This is a genomic window from Parvibaculum sp., from assembly GCF_030651915.1.
Classification (GTDB): Bacteria; Pseudomonadota; Alphaproteobacteria; order Parvibaculales; family Parvibaculaceae; genus Parvibaculum.
Map to the genome: position 1 here is coordinate 305,270 of NZ_JAUSBV010000002.1, position 16,196 is coordinate 321,465.

General features: G+C 64.1%; 15 protein-coding genes and 1 tRNA gene. 14 read left to right on the forward strand and 2 right to left on the reverse strand.

Annotation, left to right across the window (positions count from 1 at the left end):
* Positions 1-40: 40 nt before the first annotated feature.
* The 9 genes from Q7V31_RS01940 to Q7V31_RS01980 all read left to right on the forward strand — a co-directional run bounded on the left by Q7V31_RS01940 (position 41) and on the right by Q7V31_RS01980 (position 11,306).
* A complete protein-coding gene (locus Q7V31_RS01940) occupies positions 41-511 on the forward strand; it encodes a copper chaperone PCu(A)C (RefSeq protein ID WP_304732127.1) in 471 nt (156 codons plus the stop codon).
* A gap of 414 nt (positions 512-925) precedes the next feature.
* Positions 926-2,911 carry a DUF1302 domain-containing protein gene (locus Q7V31_RS01945; RefSeq protein ID WP_304732128.1) on the forward strand — a complete coding sequence of 662 codons (1,986 nt, stop codon included), beginning with the start codon at positions 926-928 and terminating at the stop codon, positions 2,909-2,911.
* A gap of 629 nt (positions 2,912-3,540) precedes the next feature.
* Positions 3,541-4,896, forward strand: coding sequence for a DUF1329 domain-containing protein (locus tag Q7V31_RS01950; RefSeq protein WP_304732129.1), 1,356 nt, complete (start codon positions 3,541-3,543; stop codon positions 4,894-4,896).
* 357 nt (positions 4,897-5,253) lie between these two features.
* A complete protein-coding gene (locus tag Q7V31_RS01955) occupies positions 5,254-6,330 on the forward strand; it encodes a YCF48-related protein (RefSeq protein WP_304732130.1) in 1,077 nt (358 codons plus the stop codon).
* Positions 6,331-6,493: 163 nt separating this feature from the next.
* The gene (locus Q7V31_RS01960; protein WP_304732131.1) at positions 6,494-7,297 is read left to right on the forward strand and encodes an enoyl-CoA hydratase/isomerase family protein; all 804 of its coding nucleotides are present in this window, start codon (positions 6,494-6,496) and stop codon (positions 7,295-7,297) included.
* A 5-nt stretch (positions 7,298-7,302) separates the two neighbouring features.
* Positions 7,303-8,490 carry an acyl-CoA dehydrogenase family protein gene (locus Q7V31_RS01965; protein ID WP_304732132.1) on the forward strand — a complete coding sequence of 396 codons (1,188 nt, stop codon included), beginning with the start codon at positions 7,303-7,305 and terminating at the stop codon, positions 8,488-8,490.
* A 10-nt stretch (positions 8,491-8,500) separates the two neighbouring features.
* A complete protein-coding gene (locus tag Q7V31_RS01970; RefSeq protein WP_304732133.1) occupies positions 8,501-9,694 on the forward strand; it encodes an acyl-CoA dehydrogenase family protein in 1,194 nt (397 codons plus the stop codon).
* 40 nt (positions 9,695-9,734) lie between these two features.
* Positions 9,735-10,520, forward strand: a complete 786-nt coding sequence (locus Q7V31_RS01975; protein WP_304732134.1) for an SDR family oxidoreductase — start codon at positions 9,735-9,737, stop codon at positions 10,518-10,520.
* Between the two features lie 72 nt (positions 10,521-10,592).
* Positions 10,593-11,306 carry a glutamine amidotransferase gene (locus Q7V31_RS01980; RefSeq protein WP_304732135.1) on the forward strand — a complete coding sequence of 238 codons (714 nt, stop codon included), beginning with the start codon at positions 10,593-10,595 and terminating at the stop codon, positions 11,304-11,306.
* Between the two features lie 44 nt (positions 11,307-11,350).
* Here Q7V31_RS01980 and Q7V31_RS01985 read toward each other — a convergent pair.
* Positions 11,351-11,426: transfer RNA gene (locus Q7V31_RS01985), tRNA-Ala, on the reverse strand.
* A gap of 221 nt (positions 11,427-11,647) precedes the next feature.
* Between Q7V31_RS01985 and Q7V31_RS01990 the strand changes: the two genes are divergently transcribed.
* Genes Q7V31_RS01990 through Q7V31_RS02005 form a run of 4 tightly spaced genes read left to right on the forward strand, consistent with a single transcriptional unit; the run spans position 11,648 to position 14,230 of the window.
* Positions 11,648-11,947, forward strand: a complete 300-nt coding sequence (locus Q7V31_RS01990) for a YggT family protein (RefSeq protein ID WP_304732136.1) — start codon at positions 11,648-11,650, stop codon at positions 11,945-11,947.
* A gap of 14 nt (positions 11,948-11,961) precedes the next feature.
* Entirely contained in the window at positions 11,962-12,297 is a 336-nt protein-coding gene (locus tag Q7V31_RS01995) for a DUF167 family protein (RefSeq protein ID WP_304732137.1), read from the forward strand.
* Positions 12,294-13,205, forward strand: coding sequence for a bifunctional methylenetetrahydrofolate dehydrogenase/methenyltetrahydrofolate cyclohydrolase FolD (gene folD, locus Q7V31_RS02000; protein ID WP_304732138.1), 912 nt, complete (start codon positions 12,294-12,296; stop codon positions 13,203-13,205). The genes Q7V31_RS01995 and folD overlap by 4 nt, the downstream gene beginning before the upstream one ends.
* A gap of 8 nt (positions 13,206-13,213) precedes the next feature.
* Positions 13,214-14,230, forward strand: coding sequence for an aldo/keto reductase (locus tag Q7V31_RS02005; protein WP_304732139.1), 1,017 nt, complete (start codon positions 13,214-13,216; stop codon positions 14,228-14,230).
* A 20-nt stretch (positions 14,231-14,250) separates the two neighbouring features.
* Here the strand turns inward: Q7V31_RS02005 and Q7V31_RS02010 are convergent, their stop codons facing one another.
* Positions 14,251-14,508: a YjhX family toxin gene (locus tag Q7V31_RS02010; protein WP_304732140.1), complete on the reverse strand. Its 258-nt coding sequence runs from the start codon at positions 14,506-14,508 to the stop codon at positions 14,251-14,253.
* Positions 14,509-14,581: 73 nt separating this feature from the next.
* On the opposite strand from Q7V31_RS02010, the gene Q7V31_RS02015 reads away from it, so the two are divergent.
* The gene (locus tag Q7V31_RS02015) at positions 14,582-16,189 is read left to right on the forward strand and encodes a serine hydrolase (RefSeq protein WP_304732141.1); all 1,608 of its coding nucleotides are present in this window, start codon (positions 14,582-14,584) and stop codon (positions 16,187-16,189) included.
* Positions 16,190-16,196: the final 7 nt, after the last annotated feature.

Consider the following 16,196-nt stretch of genomic DNA (forward strand, 5'->3'; position numbering starts at 1 on the left):
GGTTGGTGCTCCTGTAGCCCTTTTGCCGAAAGTTTCCGCCATGACCTTCCCCATTGTCCGCGCCGCCCTGCTGCTGGTCTCGATTGCCGCTTTCGCCGCACCGGCAATGGCCGGCGACAAGGCCGGGATTGTGATCGCCGATGTCTGGGCGCGGGCCAGCGTGACGGCCACGAGCGCGGCCTATATGACCATCGAAAATGCCGGTGCGGACGACGATGTGCTGGTCGAGATGCGCTCGGATGCGGCGGAAAAGGTCGAAATTCACACCATGACGATGGATGGCATGGTGATGCGGATGCGCAAGCTGGACCGTCTGGCGCTTGCCGCCGGCGAGACCGCGCAGCTGGCGCCGGGCGGCTTGCATATCATGCTGATCCGCCTGCAGGCGCCGCTGGCCGAGGGCGATACCGTGCCGCTGACGCTGGTGTTCGAAAAGGCCGGCGAGATCGCGGTTGGCGCCGCGGTGCAGAAGGCCGGACATGGCGGGTCCGGTGGTCACCAGGGCCACTAGAGTCTTTCAGTGTTTCGTGGAAACACTGAAAGACTCCAGGTTGTTGTTTGGTCGCGCTTCTTTTCGGAAAACCGGATTCCACTTTTCCGAGAAGCGCTCTGGAGCCAACCGCCTGATTTGATTCGCGCATGGCTGAAATGTTGCGCCGCATATAATCAGTGTGCGGTGCAACAAATTTAACGTTATCCGGCGTTATGCATTACAGCCGTGTCATTATTGCAATAGTGCGGCGCAATGTTGCATCGGGCCGCGCGCAAAGCCGCCGCCTGCCTTGACTCGAAGCTGCAATGAAGGTGGGCTAGCGCTTGAGGGATGCTGACTGGCCGGGGGGACCAGTCGGAACTTGTTCCGCACCACCTCCCGATCCAGCCCGCAAAGTTAGTGAAGCAATCGAGGATCGAGGAGGATCGCTCCATGAGAAAAGGTATTGCCCAAAAGCTGTTTTTGGGCGGCGCGACGGCAGCAGCCATGCTGCTGACCGTCGGAACGGCGCAGGCCGTCGAGTTCAAGTTCGGGGAAATGTCGCTCGTCATCGACAACACCGCCTCGATCGGCGTTGGCGTCCGGACGTCGAAGCAGAACTGCAGCAATGTCAATTCGGCCAATGGCGGGTGTGGGACTCCTGGCCCGGCGGGTAGCATTGATTTCGGCGTCAACGACGATGATGGCAACGTCAACACCGACCAGTGGGACCTCTATTCGACGCCGGTCAAGCTGACCACCGACTTCGAAATGAAGTGGCGGAACTACGGCGCGTTCGCCCGCACCAAGCTGTTCTACGATCATTGGGTCTATGAAGAGATCGGCACGCGGAACAACCGCTTCGGCGCCCGGCCGATCACCGACGCCGCGCGCGGCGACAAGGCCCGGCGTTTCGGCGGCCGCGGTGCCGATCTGCTCGACGCCTACGTCTACGGCAATTTCGACGTGGCCGGCAATCCGGTGACGCTGCGTGCCGGCAAGCAGGTCATCAACTTTGGTGAAAGCCTGTTCATACCGGGCGGCATCAGCTCCTACCTGCCGGTCGACATCTCGGCGCTTCGCACGCCGGGTTCGGAACTCAAGGAAGCCTTCCTGCCGGTTCCGGCGCTTTACGGCTCGATCGGCCTGCCCGGCAACATGCAGGTCGAGGCTTTCTGGCAGTTCGGCTGGGAACGCACCCGTCTCGACGCTTGCGGCACCTTCTTCTCCGGCACCGACGCCGTCTGCGAAGGCGGCAAGTATGTCATGAACGCCGGCGAATATCCGGGCGCCGCCATCCTCATCCCCCGTCAGGCTTCCGAAGAAGGCGACGACACCGGCACGTTCGGCGTCGCCGTCAAGCATTATGCCGAGTGGCTGGGCGCCGGCACCGATCTCGGGCTCTATTTCGTTCGGCAGAGCCTGACGGCTCCGGTCGGCACCTTCACTCTCGGCGATTTTGCGGGAACCGTCGGCGCACCCAATCTGGCGACTTTCTGCGCAGCCACGGGTACGCCGGGTCCGGTCTGTCTATCCGATGCCGCCGGCACCATCGTGCCCGGCGTGTCGAATTTCTTCGTCGCTTTCGTCGGCACGGCCAACACCAAGAACTACCTGACGCAGTATGTCAACGACGTCGAATCCTACGGCTTCAGCTTCAATACCTCGATCCCGCTGCTGGGCGGGTCGGCCTTTTCGGGCGAGCTCAACTACACGCCCGACATGCCCTTCGCGCTGAACGACGTCGACCAGAACTGTCACGATCTGAACGCCATCGATTTCGGTGCTATTCTGGGCGCGCCCGGTTTCGATAACTGCCGTCCGGGCGCCGTCGCTCCCACCGGTCCCGGCGCGACGATCCAGGGGTACGATTTCCGGGAATCGATCACCGGTCAGGTCGGCACCATCAGCACGCTGAGCGGTTCGCAGCCGCTCGTCGAGATGATCGGTGGCGATATCCTGATCCTGGTGGCCAATGTCGGCTTCCAGTACATCCCGAACCTCGATTCGGCGACCAACCGGCTGTCGATTCCGCGGGCTGCGTCGTCCAATCCGAACCCCTTCACCAACCAGATACTCGCCAGCGCCGGTTGCGCCGGTGTTGTTCCTTTCGGGCCGACGCAGTGTACGCCTAAATATGCGGACAGCTTCTCCTGGGGTTACCGCCTGCTGACGTCGGTTGACTACAACAACGCGCTTGGAACGCCGTGGACCTTGTCGCCCAGCATTGCCTGGTCGCATGATGTCAGCGGTTATTCGGCCGGTCCGGTCGGCCCGGGCTTCGTTCAGGGCAAAAAGGTTGTGTCGCTCGGTCTGACGGCAAACCTGCGGAGCGTGTGGCGTGCCAACGTGCAGTACACACACAACATGGGCAATGAATTCCGTAACTTCTCGAAGGACAAGGATTTCATGTCGATGACGGTCTCCTACGCCTTCTGATCTTCTGAAACGCGTAACGCGAAACGGAACCCGGCGGTGGCAATACCGCCGGGTTTTGCTTTTGGGTGTGGAGGTGGCTTCTCCCCTTGTGGTCTTTGCCGGGCTCGACCCGGCAATCCAGTAGCCGCGTGAGCGGCGTCCCTCTTCGCAAGGAATCACTTCCTCGAGGCGACAAGTTTTGTGAAGAGGCACGCTGCCTTCGGCAGCTTCCGGGCCCCGGCCTCCTTAATTACAAAGGAGGGTCTGGGGGAGACAAGTGTGGGGAAGGTCGCACACAAGCACAAATCCCCGCCATGTTGCGTTGCACAAATAGCGGTGCCGGTGGCGCGATTCATCCGTAGACGGATCGACAGGCTTTTCACCGGCGCGGCGCGGCGCGCGGCGCACATTAAAAAGATTTAATGCGACCGGGGCAAAAAGACCCGGGAAACAGCCCGAAAAGCGGCGCGGAAGACACACAATCGCGAAGGTGGCGATTTGCGCGGACGGGGCAATTTGGTATCATTCCGCGAGAGTAAGGCGGGGAAACCGGCCTCGGTGCACAGCCGCAAAAGCCTTTTCAAACGCGAAAAGCTCCATTTGTTTCTGGCATCGAAAGCCCGATAAGAAATCCAGTGGAGGGAACGTATATGAAAAGGACGACCATGTTGGTGTCCGCCCTTGCGATCAGCGCACTCGCGACGAGCGCGCTGGCCAAGGTGCCGGATGCCCAGGTGAACCGTCTGGGTCAGGATTTGACCCCGATGGGTTCGGAAAAGGCCGGCGATGGCGACATCCCCGCATGGACCGGCGGCCTGCCGACCGTGCCGGGCAATGTCACCTACACGCCCGGTCAGAAGCTGCAGAATCCGTTCGCCAGCGACCCGATCAAGTACACGGTCACCGGCGCGAATGCGGGTCAGTATGACGCCATCCTGACCGACGGCTACAAGGCCCTGCTGAAGGCCTATCCGACCTACAAGATGGACGTCTATGAGACGCGCCGTACCTGCGCGTTCCCGGACCGCTTCTACGAAGCCAACAAGCGCAACGCCGCGGTTGGCGAACTTGTCGGCGGCGGCGCCGGCATCAGCCAGTCGATCTTCGGCTCGCCGTTCCCGATCCCGAACAGTGCGCTCGAGATCATCTGGAACCACACGCTGCGCTATCGTTCGTTCAAGGTGGTGCGGCAGTTCGCGGCGGCGCCGGTGACGCGCGGCGGCGACTACACGCTGCAGATCGTGCAGGACGAAGCCATTCTGCAGTGGTCCGATCCGTCGGCAACCAAAGCCGAGGATCTCCAGAACATCTCGATCTACTACATCGCCAACACGATCGCGCCCGCCCGCGCCGCCGGCAGCGTGATCCTGGTGTATGAAGCCCTGAACGCCCAGGTCCAGCCGCGTCAGGCCTGGCAGTACAGCCCCGGCACGCGCCGCGTGCGCCGCGCGCCGAACATCGCCTATGACAATCCGGGCACCAACTCGGACGGTCTGTCGACGTCGGATTCGTTCGACGGCTATAATGGCGCGCCGGACCGCTACGACTGGACCGTGCTCGGCAAGACCTCGAAGCTTGTCTCGGCCAACGCCTATGACGGCGAATCGACACCCTACAAGGACTATCTGCGGCCGTTGCATCTGAACCAGGACAAGGTTCGTTATGAGTTGCGCCGTGTCTGGGAAGTCGAAGCCAAGCTTCGTGCCGATACGCGTCACGTCTATTCCCGCCGCGTCTATGCGAACGAGGAAGACGCCTACCAGATGTCGACCGTGGCGCTTTATGACGGCCGCGGCCAGCTCTGGCGCGTGCAGGAAATGCACCAGATCCAGCGTTACAACGTGCCGCTCTGCGGCTCGGCGGGCGAGATCGTCTATGACCTGCAGGCCGGCCGCTATCTGGCGCTGGCGCTGCAGAACGAAGAGCCGCCGGTGAACTACTTCGCCGACGAGATCGACAAGAACCGCTACACGCCGAACTCGATCCGTCAGCTCGGCGTTCGCTAAAAGGACTTCGTCGCAAGTTTGAGGGCAGGGCTCCGGGTAACCGGGGCCCTGCTTCTTTGTCCGGTCCCCCAGCCTCTCTCCTGCGGCCCCAGGGCCGGCAGAAGGGGGTGGCGGCGGGCCCGGCGCGCCGGCCTTGCGGTCCGTCCGGCGCCGCCTTAACCCTGATTTCGCGTCATCCGCGTTCCCGATCACGTAGGTCAAGACCGCGCTTGAAAAATACGCTATAAGGAAAAAAACGTTATAAAAGACCATCAATACAGGGGGATCGCCGGGGCGACCTCTCGCGGCTTCGGCAGCCTGCCGGGCCCCGCGTTCCGTCCCGACGAACCGAACGCCCGAGTGCAGGAGCCCAAGGTAATGTCACCGTCGTTTATCGAGATCCTTTCCCGCAACATGCCGCGCCTCCGCCGCGCCGCAGCCGCCCTTATTGCGCTGAGCTTCGCCGTCGCCATGCCCGCCGTGGCGCAGGACGACGCGGATGGCCGGTCGCCGTCCTATGCGGTGCAATCGGAGCTGGCGCCGGAATCGCTGCTGCTGGATGCGACCTATGCCAACGGACGCCTCGTCGCCGTCGGCGAATATGGACATGTCGTCTATTCCGACGATCGCGGCGTCACCTGGACGCAGGCCACTTCCGTGCCGACCCAGGCGACGCTGACCGGCGTCACCTTTGTCGATGCCCAGCTCGGCTTCGCGGTCGGCCACGATGCGACGATCATCCGCACGCGCGACGGCGGCGTGAACTGGGATCTCGTCTATCACGATGCCGAATCCGAAATGGCCTTCATGGCCGTCTATTTCGAGAATGCCGAACGCGGCTTCGCGCTCGGCGCCTTTGCCTTCATGGTGGAGACGCAAGAGGGCGGCGAGCCCGACAGCTGGGAAGAGCGCTCGCTCAGCGACGGATTGCTCGACGACTACCACCTCAACAAGCTTTTCGCCGACAAGGATGGCGATCTCTACATCGCTGCCGAATTCGGTATCGTCTACCGCTCGGGCGACCAGGGCCGTAACTTCGACCGCATCCAGACGCAGTATGAAGGCTCCTTCTGGGGCGGCTTCGGCATGAGCGACGGTTCGGTGATGGTGTTCGGCATGCGCGGCAACGCCTTCCGCTCCTGGGACAAGGGCCAGACCTGGACCAAGGTCGACACGGGCACCGACAAATCGATCGCCGGCGGCGTTCAGCTCGGCGGCGGCAAGATCATTCTTGTCGGTCTTCAGGGCTATATCGGCTACAGCGACGACAACGGCAAAAGCTTCGTCGAAGTCACGCGCGCCGACCGTCTTGGCTATGCGGCCGTCTCCGACGGACCCGATGGCCAGATCGTCGTCTTCGGCGAACCGGGCGCCAAGTTGATGCCCGACGATCCGGAAAAGGCGCGCGAAGCCGTTGGTGCGCGGATCACCGCCGCGACCGAGGGTGGCAGCTAGAGCGCCACCGATCCGGTTTACCGATCGAAGGACCCCGGCCTCGCGGCCGGGGTTTTTCATTGGGCGGCGACGGGCGGATCGCCGTTCTTTCATTGCCTCTTTTCATTGCCCGGGGCGCGGGCCACAATCCCGGAAACGAAAATAAAATGAGGGAGCGCGAAGCATGACGGGGAGCGTCGATTTCGGCCGCTACAAGCGGATCAAGGCGAGCCGGCAGGGCCGCGTGCTGACATTGGCGCTCAGCAATCCGGCGCTGATGAACGCCGTCGACGGCGAGATGCATCGCGAACTCTCAAGCATCTTTCTCGACGCCGCCGACGATCGTCAATCCGATGTGATCGTGCTGACCGGCGAGGGCGCGGCCTTTTCGGCGGGCGGCGATCTCAACTGGATGAAGCGCAGTTTCGAGGCCGGCGACAAGGGCCCCGATGCCGCCGAGGCCAAGCGCATCGTCTTCTCGCTGCTCGATCTTGAAAAGCCGATCATCGCCAAGGTGCGCGGGCCGGCCGTCGGGCTCGGCGCCACCATCGCGCTGATGTGCGATGTGATTTTTGCGAGCGACAATGCGCGCTTTGCCGATCCGCATGTGCGGGCCGGCATCGTCGCCGGCGATGGCGGCGCGATCATCTGGCCGCAGCTTGTCGGCTATGCGCGGGCCAAGGAATATCTGATGACCGGAGATCCGGTGCCGGCGGCGGAGGCGGAGCGGATCGGCCTCGTCAATCATGTGGTGCCGGATGACGCGCTCGATGCGCGTGTCGATGCGTTTGCCGCGAAGCTTGCCGCGGGCGCCACCCAGGCGATCAAGTACAGCAAGGTCGCGGTCAATATCGGCTTGAAGCAGCTTGCGCATACGATCCTCGATACGTCGATCGGCTACGAGATGCTGACCTTCACGACCGAAGACCACAAGGAAGCGGTCAATGCGTTTCTCGAAAAGCGCAAGCCGGCCTTCACGGGGAAATGACCGGCATGGATGCGGCGATGGGCGAGATGCCTCTCAATTTCGACGAGCCGGAACATGTGCGGATGCTGCGCGACAGCATGCGGCGCTTCGTCGAGGCGGAGATGCCACGGGCGAAAGCGCGCGAATGGGACCGCGGCAATATCTATCCGGCCGAGGTGATGAAGAAGCTCGGCGCGATGGGGATGATGGGTCTCACCGTCGATGAGAAATATGGCGGCGCCGGCGTCGACATCTATGCGACGATGGCGGTGATCGAGGAAATCGCCAGGCGCTCGGTCGCGGTGGCCTGTCCCTATATCATGGCGGTCTGCTATGCCGGCATGAATCTCGGCGAGAGCGCCAGCGAGGCGCAGAAGCAGGAATTGCTGCCGAAAGTCGCCAGCGGCAATCTGCTCTTTGCCTATGGATTGTCGGAGCCCAATGTCGGCGGCGATCTGGCGACCGTCGAAACGACAGCGCGGCGCGAGGGCGACGCGGTCGTCATCAACGGCGCCAAGCGCTGGTGCACCGGGGCGCATATCGCCGATTATATCTTCTGCCTGCTGCGCTCGGGACCGAAGGAAGAGAAATACAAGAACCTGTCGATCGTGCTGGTGCCGCCGACATTGCCCGGCATCACCATCACGCCGCTCGGCCATCTCGGCATTCGCGGCGTCGAGACGAAAGACGTCACCTTCGACGATGTGCGGGTGCCGGCGGCCAATATTCTCGGCGGCGAGGCGATGTGGAACAAGGGCTGGCAACAGCTTGCGGGCCGCGCGCTCGAGGTCGAGAAGCTCGAGCTTTCGGCCTGCGCGCTGGGGCTCGCCGAAGCGGCGGTCGCCGATGCCTGGGGCTATGCCGAGGAACGCGAACAGTTCGGCCGCGCCATTGCCGGCCATCAGGCGATCCGGCACATGCTGGCGGAGGCGCGCACGCGCGTGCGCGCGATGCGGCTGATGCTTTACAGCGCCGCCTGGCTGGCCGACCGGGGGCGGCCCTGTTCGGTCGAAACCTCGATGGCCAAGCTGTTCTGCTGCGAAGGCGCGGCGGAAGTCACGCAGACCTGCATGCGCGTGACCGGCGCCTATGGGCTGTCGGATGAAATGGACATGGAGCGCTATGTGCGCGACGCGATCAGCCTGCCGATCGTCGGTGGTTCGTCGAACATGCAGAAGAACAACATCGCCAACCGGCTGAAACTCGGCGCCTGAGGGAGAGATGATGAGCGAGATGCAGACGCGCAGCGGTGCGCAGATCGATCCGGTTTCCGTCGCCGATGGCTTTGCCGAAGAGATCGCGGCGCGCGCCGCCGAGATCGAGGCCAATCGCTTCCTGCCGCAGGATATCGCCCGGCGCTTTGCCGAAGCCGGTCTCTACCGGCTCTGCATTCCGGCCGCCTATGGCGGGCGCGAGGCGCATCCCTCCGTTCTCTTCGAGACGGTGGAGCGGATCGCGCGCGCCGACGGGTCGGCCGCCTGGTGCGTCTTCATCGGTGCGACGTCGGGCGTCGTTTCGGCCTTCCTCGCGCCCGAGGAAGCCCGCGCCGTGTTCGGCGATCCGTTGACCGTCACGGCCGGCGTTTTTGCGCCGCGCGGCAAGGCCGTGCATGCGGTCGAGAAGGGCGTTCAGGGCTACCGCGTCAACGGGCGCTGGCAATGGGGCTCGGGCTCGCGCAATGCACAGTATATTTCCGGCGGTGCGATGATCCTGGGCGACGACGGGAAGCCGGAAATGGCCGCCGAGGGCATTCCGCAGAACCGGATGATGATGTTCGAGGCGAAGGATGTGACGCTGCTCGACACATGGGATGTGTCGGGCCTGTGCGGCACCGGCAGCACCGATTTCGAGGTGAAGGATCTGTTTGTGCCGGCATCGCGCGCGGTCAGCCTGATCAGCGACAAGCCCCTTGCGCGGCCGCTCTACTGCTTCCCGACCTTCGGGTTGCTCGGCATCGGCATTGCGGCGGTGGCGCTGGGTCTGGCGCGCGGTTCGATCGAGACGCTGGTGGAGCTTGCCGGCGGCAAGACGCCGCAAGGCTCGTCGAAGCCGCTGGCGTTGCGCGCCAAGGCGCAGCTCGACGTTTCACAGGCCGAGGCGCTGACGCGCTCGGCGCGCGCCTGGCTGATGGAAACGGTCAATACTGCCTTCGAAGCGGCGGAGAAGAATGGCGAGATGACGGTGGCGCATCGCCGCGACATTCGGCTGGCGACAACGCACGCGGTGCAGTCGGCGGCGCGGGCGGTCGATCTGATGTACACGCTGGCCGGCGGCAGTTCGGTCTATCGCGGCTCGCCCTTGCAGCGGCAGTTCCGCGACGTGCATGTGGCGACCCAGCACATGATGGTGTCGGATGCGACCTATGAGCTGACCGGACGGCTGCTGCTCGGCGTGCCGACCAACACGGCGATGCTCTAGCACGTTGAATTTTTTGTACTTTCTCCGAGGATAGAACAGGATGAGCGAAATGAGAAAAGGCCGCGTCGAAGGCAAGATGGCGTTCGTCACCGGCGGCGCGCAGGGGCTTGGCAAGGCGTCGGCGATCATGCTGGCGCGCGAGGGCGCGAAAGTGACCCTTGCCGACATCAACGAGAAGGGCGCGCGCGCCGTTGCCGACGAGATCAATGCCGATCGTCCGGGTACAGCCTTTGCCGTGGGTCTCGACGTCACGCGCGAGGATCAGTGGAAGGACGCGCTCGCCGAAGCCGACAAGGCGATGGGCGGCATCAATGTGCTGTTCAACAATGCCGGGATTGGCGGCGGCACGACGGTCGAGGATACCGACTTCGAGACCTACAAAAAAGTCATGGCGGTCGATGTCGATTCGGTCTTCCTCGGCTGCAAATATGCGATCCCCTACATGGTGCGCCATGCGCCCGGCTCGATCGTCAACACCTCGTCGATCGCCGGCCTGATCGCCGGCCACAACATGGCGGCCTATAACGCGGCCAAGGCAGCGGTGTGGCTGCTGTCGAAGTCGGTGGCGCTTCACTGCGCCAAGCGCGGCTACCGCATTCGCTCGAATTCGATCCACCCGACCTTCATCGATACACCGATCCTTGATGGCATGGCGCGCGGCATGTCGAAGGAGGAGCTGGTCAAGAAGCTTGCCAAGCAGGTGCCGCTCGGGATTGTCGGCGAACCGGACGATGTCGCCTATTGCGTGCTTTATCTGGCGTCCGACGAATCGAAGTTCATCACCGGCGCCGAGATCAAGATCGATGGCGGCATTAGCGCCATGTAAGGGGATCGGCGCTTAAGCTTTCCCATCGGGTCTTGCGGGGAGGCGGGACCGGTCCCATATCGGTCGGCAGTCATGACCCAGCGCGTCCTCATCGTGCTCCACCAGGAGCGTTCCAGCCCCGGCCGGGTGGCGCAGGCGCTTCTGCGCCGCGGCTGCGAACTCGATATCCGCCGCCCGGCGCTGGGCGATCCGCTGCCCGCGACCATGGCGGCGCATGACGCGGCGATCATTTTCGGCGGGCCGATGAGCGCCAATGACGATCTTCCCTTCATCAAGGCCGAAATCGACTGGATCGGCGTGCCGCTGCGGGAGGAAAAACCCTATCTCGGCATCTGTCTCGGCGGGCAGATGCTGGCGCGGCATCTCGGTGCCCGCGTCTGGAGCCATCCGGAAGCCCGGGTCGAGGCCGGCTATTATCCGATCCGGCCGACCGGTGCGGGCGGCCATCTCTTCGACGATCCGCAATACGTCTATCAATGGCATCGCGAGGGTTTCGACCTGCCGTCAGGGGCGGTTCAGCTAGCCGAAGGCGTTGGCGATTTTCCGGTCCAGGCGATGCGCTATGGCGACAAGGCCTATGGCATCCAGTTTCACCCCGAGCTGACGACGCCGATGATGGATGCCTGGCTGACGCTGGCGGCCGAGCGGCTGACGCAGCCGGGCGCCCAGCCCGCCGAGGCGCATCGCAGGGGCCGTGAGAGCCATGACGGGGCGCTGAGGGTCTGGTTGTCGCGTTTCCTCGACCATTGGCTGCCGGCCGAAAACGAGGCCCGCCAGAGCGCCTGACCTTCGCTATGCGTGAAACAGAGGGGGGAGGGATGCTCCGGAAATGGTGGAGCCGAGCGGGATCGAACCGCTGACCTCCTCATTGCGAACGAGGCGCTCTCCCAACTGAGCTACGGCCCCGGAGCCCGGCGCTTTTCCGGCACCGGAGCCGCTTCTTAGGCGGCGGCGGGCGAGGTGTCAAGTGAGCGGGAAAGCGCCCCGGACCCCGTACTGAAACCGGTCCTTGAACGGCGTCCCGCGCCCGTTTACACCTTGGACAACGGATTCGCCGTGGTGCAATTCGCGCCGCTTCCCGGGCGGCCGGTCTCCCGGCCCCGAACAATCAACAATGGCGAGGCCCCATGATTGCCCTGCTGAACCTGATCGCCTCGGCCATCACCCTCTATGTCTGGATCATCGTGATCGGGGTGGTGCTGAGCTGGCTGGTCGCCTTCAACGTTATCAACACCCACAACCGTTTCGTCTACACGGTGGTTGACACGATCAACCGGCTGACCGAGCCGGCGCTGCGGCCGATCCGCAATCTGCTGCCCAATCTCGGCGGCATCGACATCTCGCCGGTCATCCTGATCCTGTTGCTCTTTTTCGTGCGCAACCTGATCGTCTACGATCTGCCGATCTGGCTCGGGCTCGGATACTGAGCGGAGAGGGCGCCGTGAAGGCGGTCAGCGGCGGCGTCTCGGTCCGGCTGCGCGTCACGCCGCGTGGCGGCAGCGACCGGATCGACGGGCTGGCGCGTGACGCCGAAGGCCGGAGCTTTCTCAGGTTGCGCGTTTCGGCCGTCGCCGAGAAAGGCAAGGCCAATGAGGCGGTGGTGAGGTTGCTGGCGAAGGCCTGGCGGCTGCCGCGCACGGCGCTGACGATCACCGCCGGAGAGAGCGGTCGCAACAAGGTGGTGACCGTCGCGGGCGATGCGGCGGTGCTTGAAGCGCAGATTTCGACCTGGCTCGAAGCATTGCCGGGTGCGAGCGAAAAGGGCGGGGCGGCATGAGCGAGGCGCGGATCATCGATGGCAAGAGCATTGCCGACGCCTTGCGCGCCCGCGTCGCCACTGAAGTGGCACGACTCCGGAACGATCACGGGTTGACGCCGGGCCTTGCTGTCGTGCTGGTCGGCAGCGACCCCGCCAGCGAAATCTATGTTCGCAACAAGGGCATGCAGACCAAAGAGGCCGGCATGAACTCATGGGAGTTCAAGCTGCCCGATACGACGACGCAGGATGCGCTGCTGGCGAAGGTTCGCGAGCTCAACGCCGATCCGGCCGTGCATGGTATTCTGGTTCAGTTTCCGGTACCGGCGCAGATTTCCCAGCAAGCCGTCATCGAAACGATCGATCCCGACAAGGATGTCGATGGGTTGCATCCGGTCAGTGCCGGGCGGCTGGCGAGCGGATTGCCGGGCCTCGTGCCGGCGACGCCGACCGGCTGCCTCGTTCTGGCGCGCGAAGCCTTCAAGGCGCGCGGCGAAACGCTGGCGGGCAAGCATGCCGTTGTGGTCGGCCGTTCCAATCTTGTCGGCAAGCCGGTGGCGCAATTGCTGCTCGGCGAAAACTGCACCGTCACCATCGCGCATAGCCGCACCATCGATCTTCCGTCGGTCTGCCGCATGGGCGACATTCTGGTCGCCGCAACCGGCCGCGCTGAGATGATCCGCGGCAGTTGGGTGAAGCCCGGCGCCGTCGTCATCGATGTTGGCACGACGCGCCTTCCGGCGCCCGAACGCGGCGCGGGCAAGATGAGGCTGGTCGGCGACGTCGCCTTTGCCGAAGCGAAAGAGGTTGCCGGCGACATCACGCCGGTTCCCGGCGGTGTCGGCCCCATGACCATTGCCTGCCTGTTGCGCAACACGCTTTTTGCCGCCTCGCGCATTCACGGCATCGCGCCGCCGCAAGACCTCTGAGGCCGCTCATGGAAATGCGCCAGCTCGGAAAATTGTGGCCGGTCAGCGCGCTGACGCTCGGCGGCGGCGGTCTCGGGCAGATATGGGGCGCGACGACACGTGATGAGGCGGTCGCCACGGTGCGTGCGGCGGCCGATGCCGGCATCACGCTTTTTGACATGGCACCGAGTTATGGACGTGGCGAGGCCGAGGCGGTGATGGGCGCGGCATTTGACGGGCACTGGCCCGAGGGTCTCCGCGTCACCACCAAATGCATGATCGGCGGGCGGCATTTTCCCGATGTCGCGGCGCGACTCGAAGCCTCGCTTGTGCGCAGCCTCGCCACGATGAAGCGCCAGCGGATCGACATCTTCTTTCTTCACTCAAACATTTGTCCCGACGGCTATGTCTATGGGCGCGATCCGGATTTTGCACATCATGCCGCGGTGACGCTATCCGCTTTCACGGACATCGTCGTTCCCGCCTTCGAGAAGTTAAAAAAGAAAGGTCTGATCGGCGCCTGGGGCATCACCGGAACGGGGTTGCCGCGCACGATCATGGAAGTGCTGCGGAGCGGGCCCCGGCCTGCTGTCGTGCAGGCGGTGACCAATCTGCTCGATTCGCCGGGTGGCATGCGGTTCTATGAAGAGCCTGCCGAACCGCGCAACATCATCCGCACCGCGCAGAACAACGATGTCGGCGTGATGGGCATTCGCGCCGTACAGGCGGGCGCGCTGACGTTGGCCATCGACCGCAAGATGGACGACAACGAGCCCGAGATGCGAGACTACGCCAGGGCCGAGCCCTTTCGCGCGCTCTGCCGCGAAATCGGCGAAGACCCGGCCATCGTCGCGCATCGCTATGCGCTGGCTATCCCCGGCGTCGACACGCTGGTGCTCGGCGTCAAGAACCGCGCCGAGCTCGCCAGCATCGTCGATGCGGCGGCGCAAGGACCGATCGAAGCCGACCTCGTCGGCCGCATCGATGCACTGCGCCTCAACTTCCAGATCCCGCGTATGCCGATCGACGGGGAGGACATGCTCTGATGCCGCTCCCCGCCTCGCGCCTATCTGTTGTCGAGTTGAGCCCGGACCGCGTGCAGCCCGTCGCGGGTGATGCGATAGGGGCTGCCCTCGCGCGAGGCGATCAGGCCGCGCCGGCGCAAACGGCGGAAGGTTGCCAATGAGCAATCGCTCAAAACCCAGCCCTCGCGTGTGACGCAGATGGCGGTGCGGATTTTTCCTTTTTCATCTTTTTCGACGCGGATCGTACCGCCGCGCGCCAGCGCATGGAGCGTGCGCTGCTCGAATTTCGAGACGTTCATCGGAAGATACCTGGAGAAAAGCCAAAGCGGAACGGGCGGCGCGACCGGCGCAGGCAAGCGCGCTGCGCGGGCGGTGGCCCGTCTTTTCAAATGGCCCGTCCGAGAGGGAAAACCCGTCTCAGCGGCCGCGCTTTTCTCCGGCTACAGACATCAACGCTCCATCGCGTGTGGTGCTTCATCTCTAACCGAAGGCCGCGCGGTCCGTCAATCCGCGCGGCTGCTGCCGGCGGCGGCACTGTTCATTTTTGCCGCGCTGTTGCCGCCAGGCGACGCCCGCGCCGACGGTCACGACGTCGAGGGCGGCATGATCGCCTGGCCCGAACACGAGATGGAGCGCGCACTCGACTTCCTGATCGAGCGGCGGATGAACGATCTCGACATACGCGGTGCCGCGGTCGCCGTCGTCGTCGACGGCAAGCTCGTCTTCGAACGCGGCTACGGCGTCGGCGATATCGGTGGCGAAGTGCCCGTCACCGAGCACACGCTTTTCGAGGCCGCCTCGCTCGGCAAGCCCATTGTGGCGTTCGGGGCGCTGCTGCTGGCGCGGGAGCGGAAACTCGCGCTCGACGCACCGGTCACCGAGAGTTTCGATGCGCCCTGGCTCAAGGATGCACATGACCGTGCGACGGTGACGCCGCGCCATTTGCTGACGCACAGGTCCGGCCTCTCCAACAATCTGCGCTTCGGCTCGCGCAGCACGGGTTTCGAGCCCGGCTCGCAATTTTCCTATTCGGGTGTCGGCTACATGTATCTTGCCGAGGTGATGGCCGGGATCGAGGAAACCGGCTTCGACCGGTTGATGCGCGAGCGCGTTTTTGCGCCGCTCGGTATGCATTCGTCGGGCTACACGGTGCCCGAGGCGCTGGTCGACAGGGTGGCGCGGCCGCATGTGCCGCTGTGGATGCCGATCGTCGCGCTTGTCGGGCCGGCGCTTTGCTTCCTTGCGATCCTCGGATTTCTGACGCTGCTCATCGTCCGTTTCGGATTTGAGCGGTTGCGCGTCCGGCCGGTCGAGTTGCTGCCGGCGGTGGTGCTGTCGCCCTTGCTGGCGGGCGGCCTTGTTTTTCTGGGCTTCGGATTCTGGGCGCTGATTTTCAGTCTCGGCTATCTGCTGGTCTGGCTTGTCGCGCTGAGCGCTGTCGCCTTCTCGCTGCAATATCTGCGGGTCGTTCTCGATCAAGGGCGGAGCGACCGGGTGATCTCGCGCGGTCGCATGCGGCGTCACGGCCTCGATCCGGCGATGCTCGGCATCGCCTTTGTCGCCAGTCTGCTTTTCATGTTCTGGCAGGTGCCGGGGCCGATGCGGAACGGCGACGATCTCAATCCGGCGTCGTCGTTGCGGTCGAGCGCCCATGATCTCGGGCTCTTCATGGCGGGGTTCATCAACGGCGCGGTGATCGGGCCGGAATGGCGCGCCCGCATGGTCTCGGAGCGCGTCGAGATCGGCACGCGTGGCCGCAGCCGCGTCGGTTGGGGTCTCGGTTTCGGTACGCGCGAAACGGCCACAAGTTTCACGGCTTGGCAATGGGGCTCCAATGTCGGTTCGAAAAGCCTGATGGTGATCGACCCGTCGCGCCGCGCCGGCGTCGTCGTACTGACCAACGCCGAAAGCGGCGACCGCCTTGTTCAGGAAGTTGCCGGGCATGTCCTGGGCATTGATGGGTCATGGCGTCTGCCCTGATCGCGGG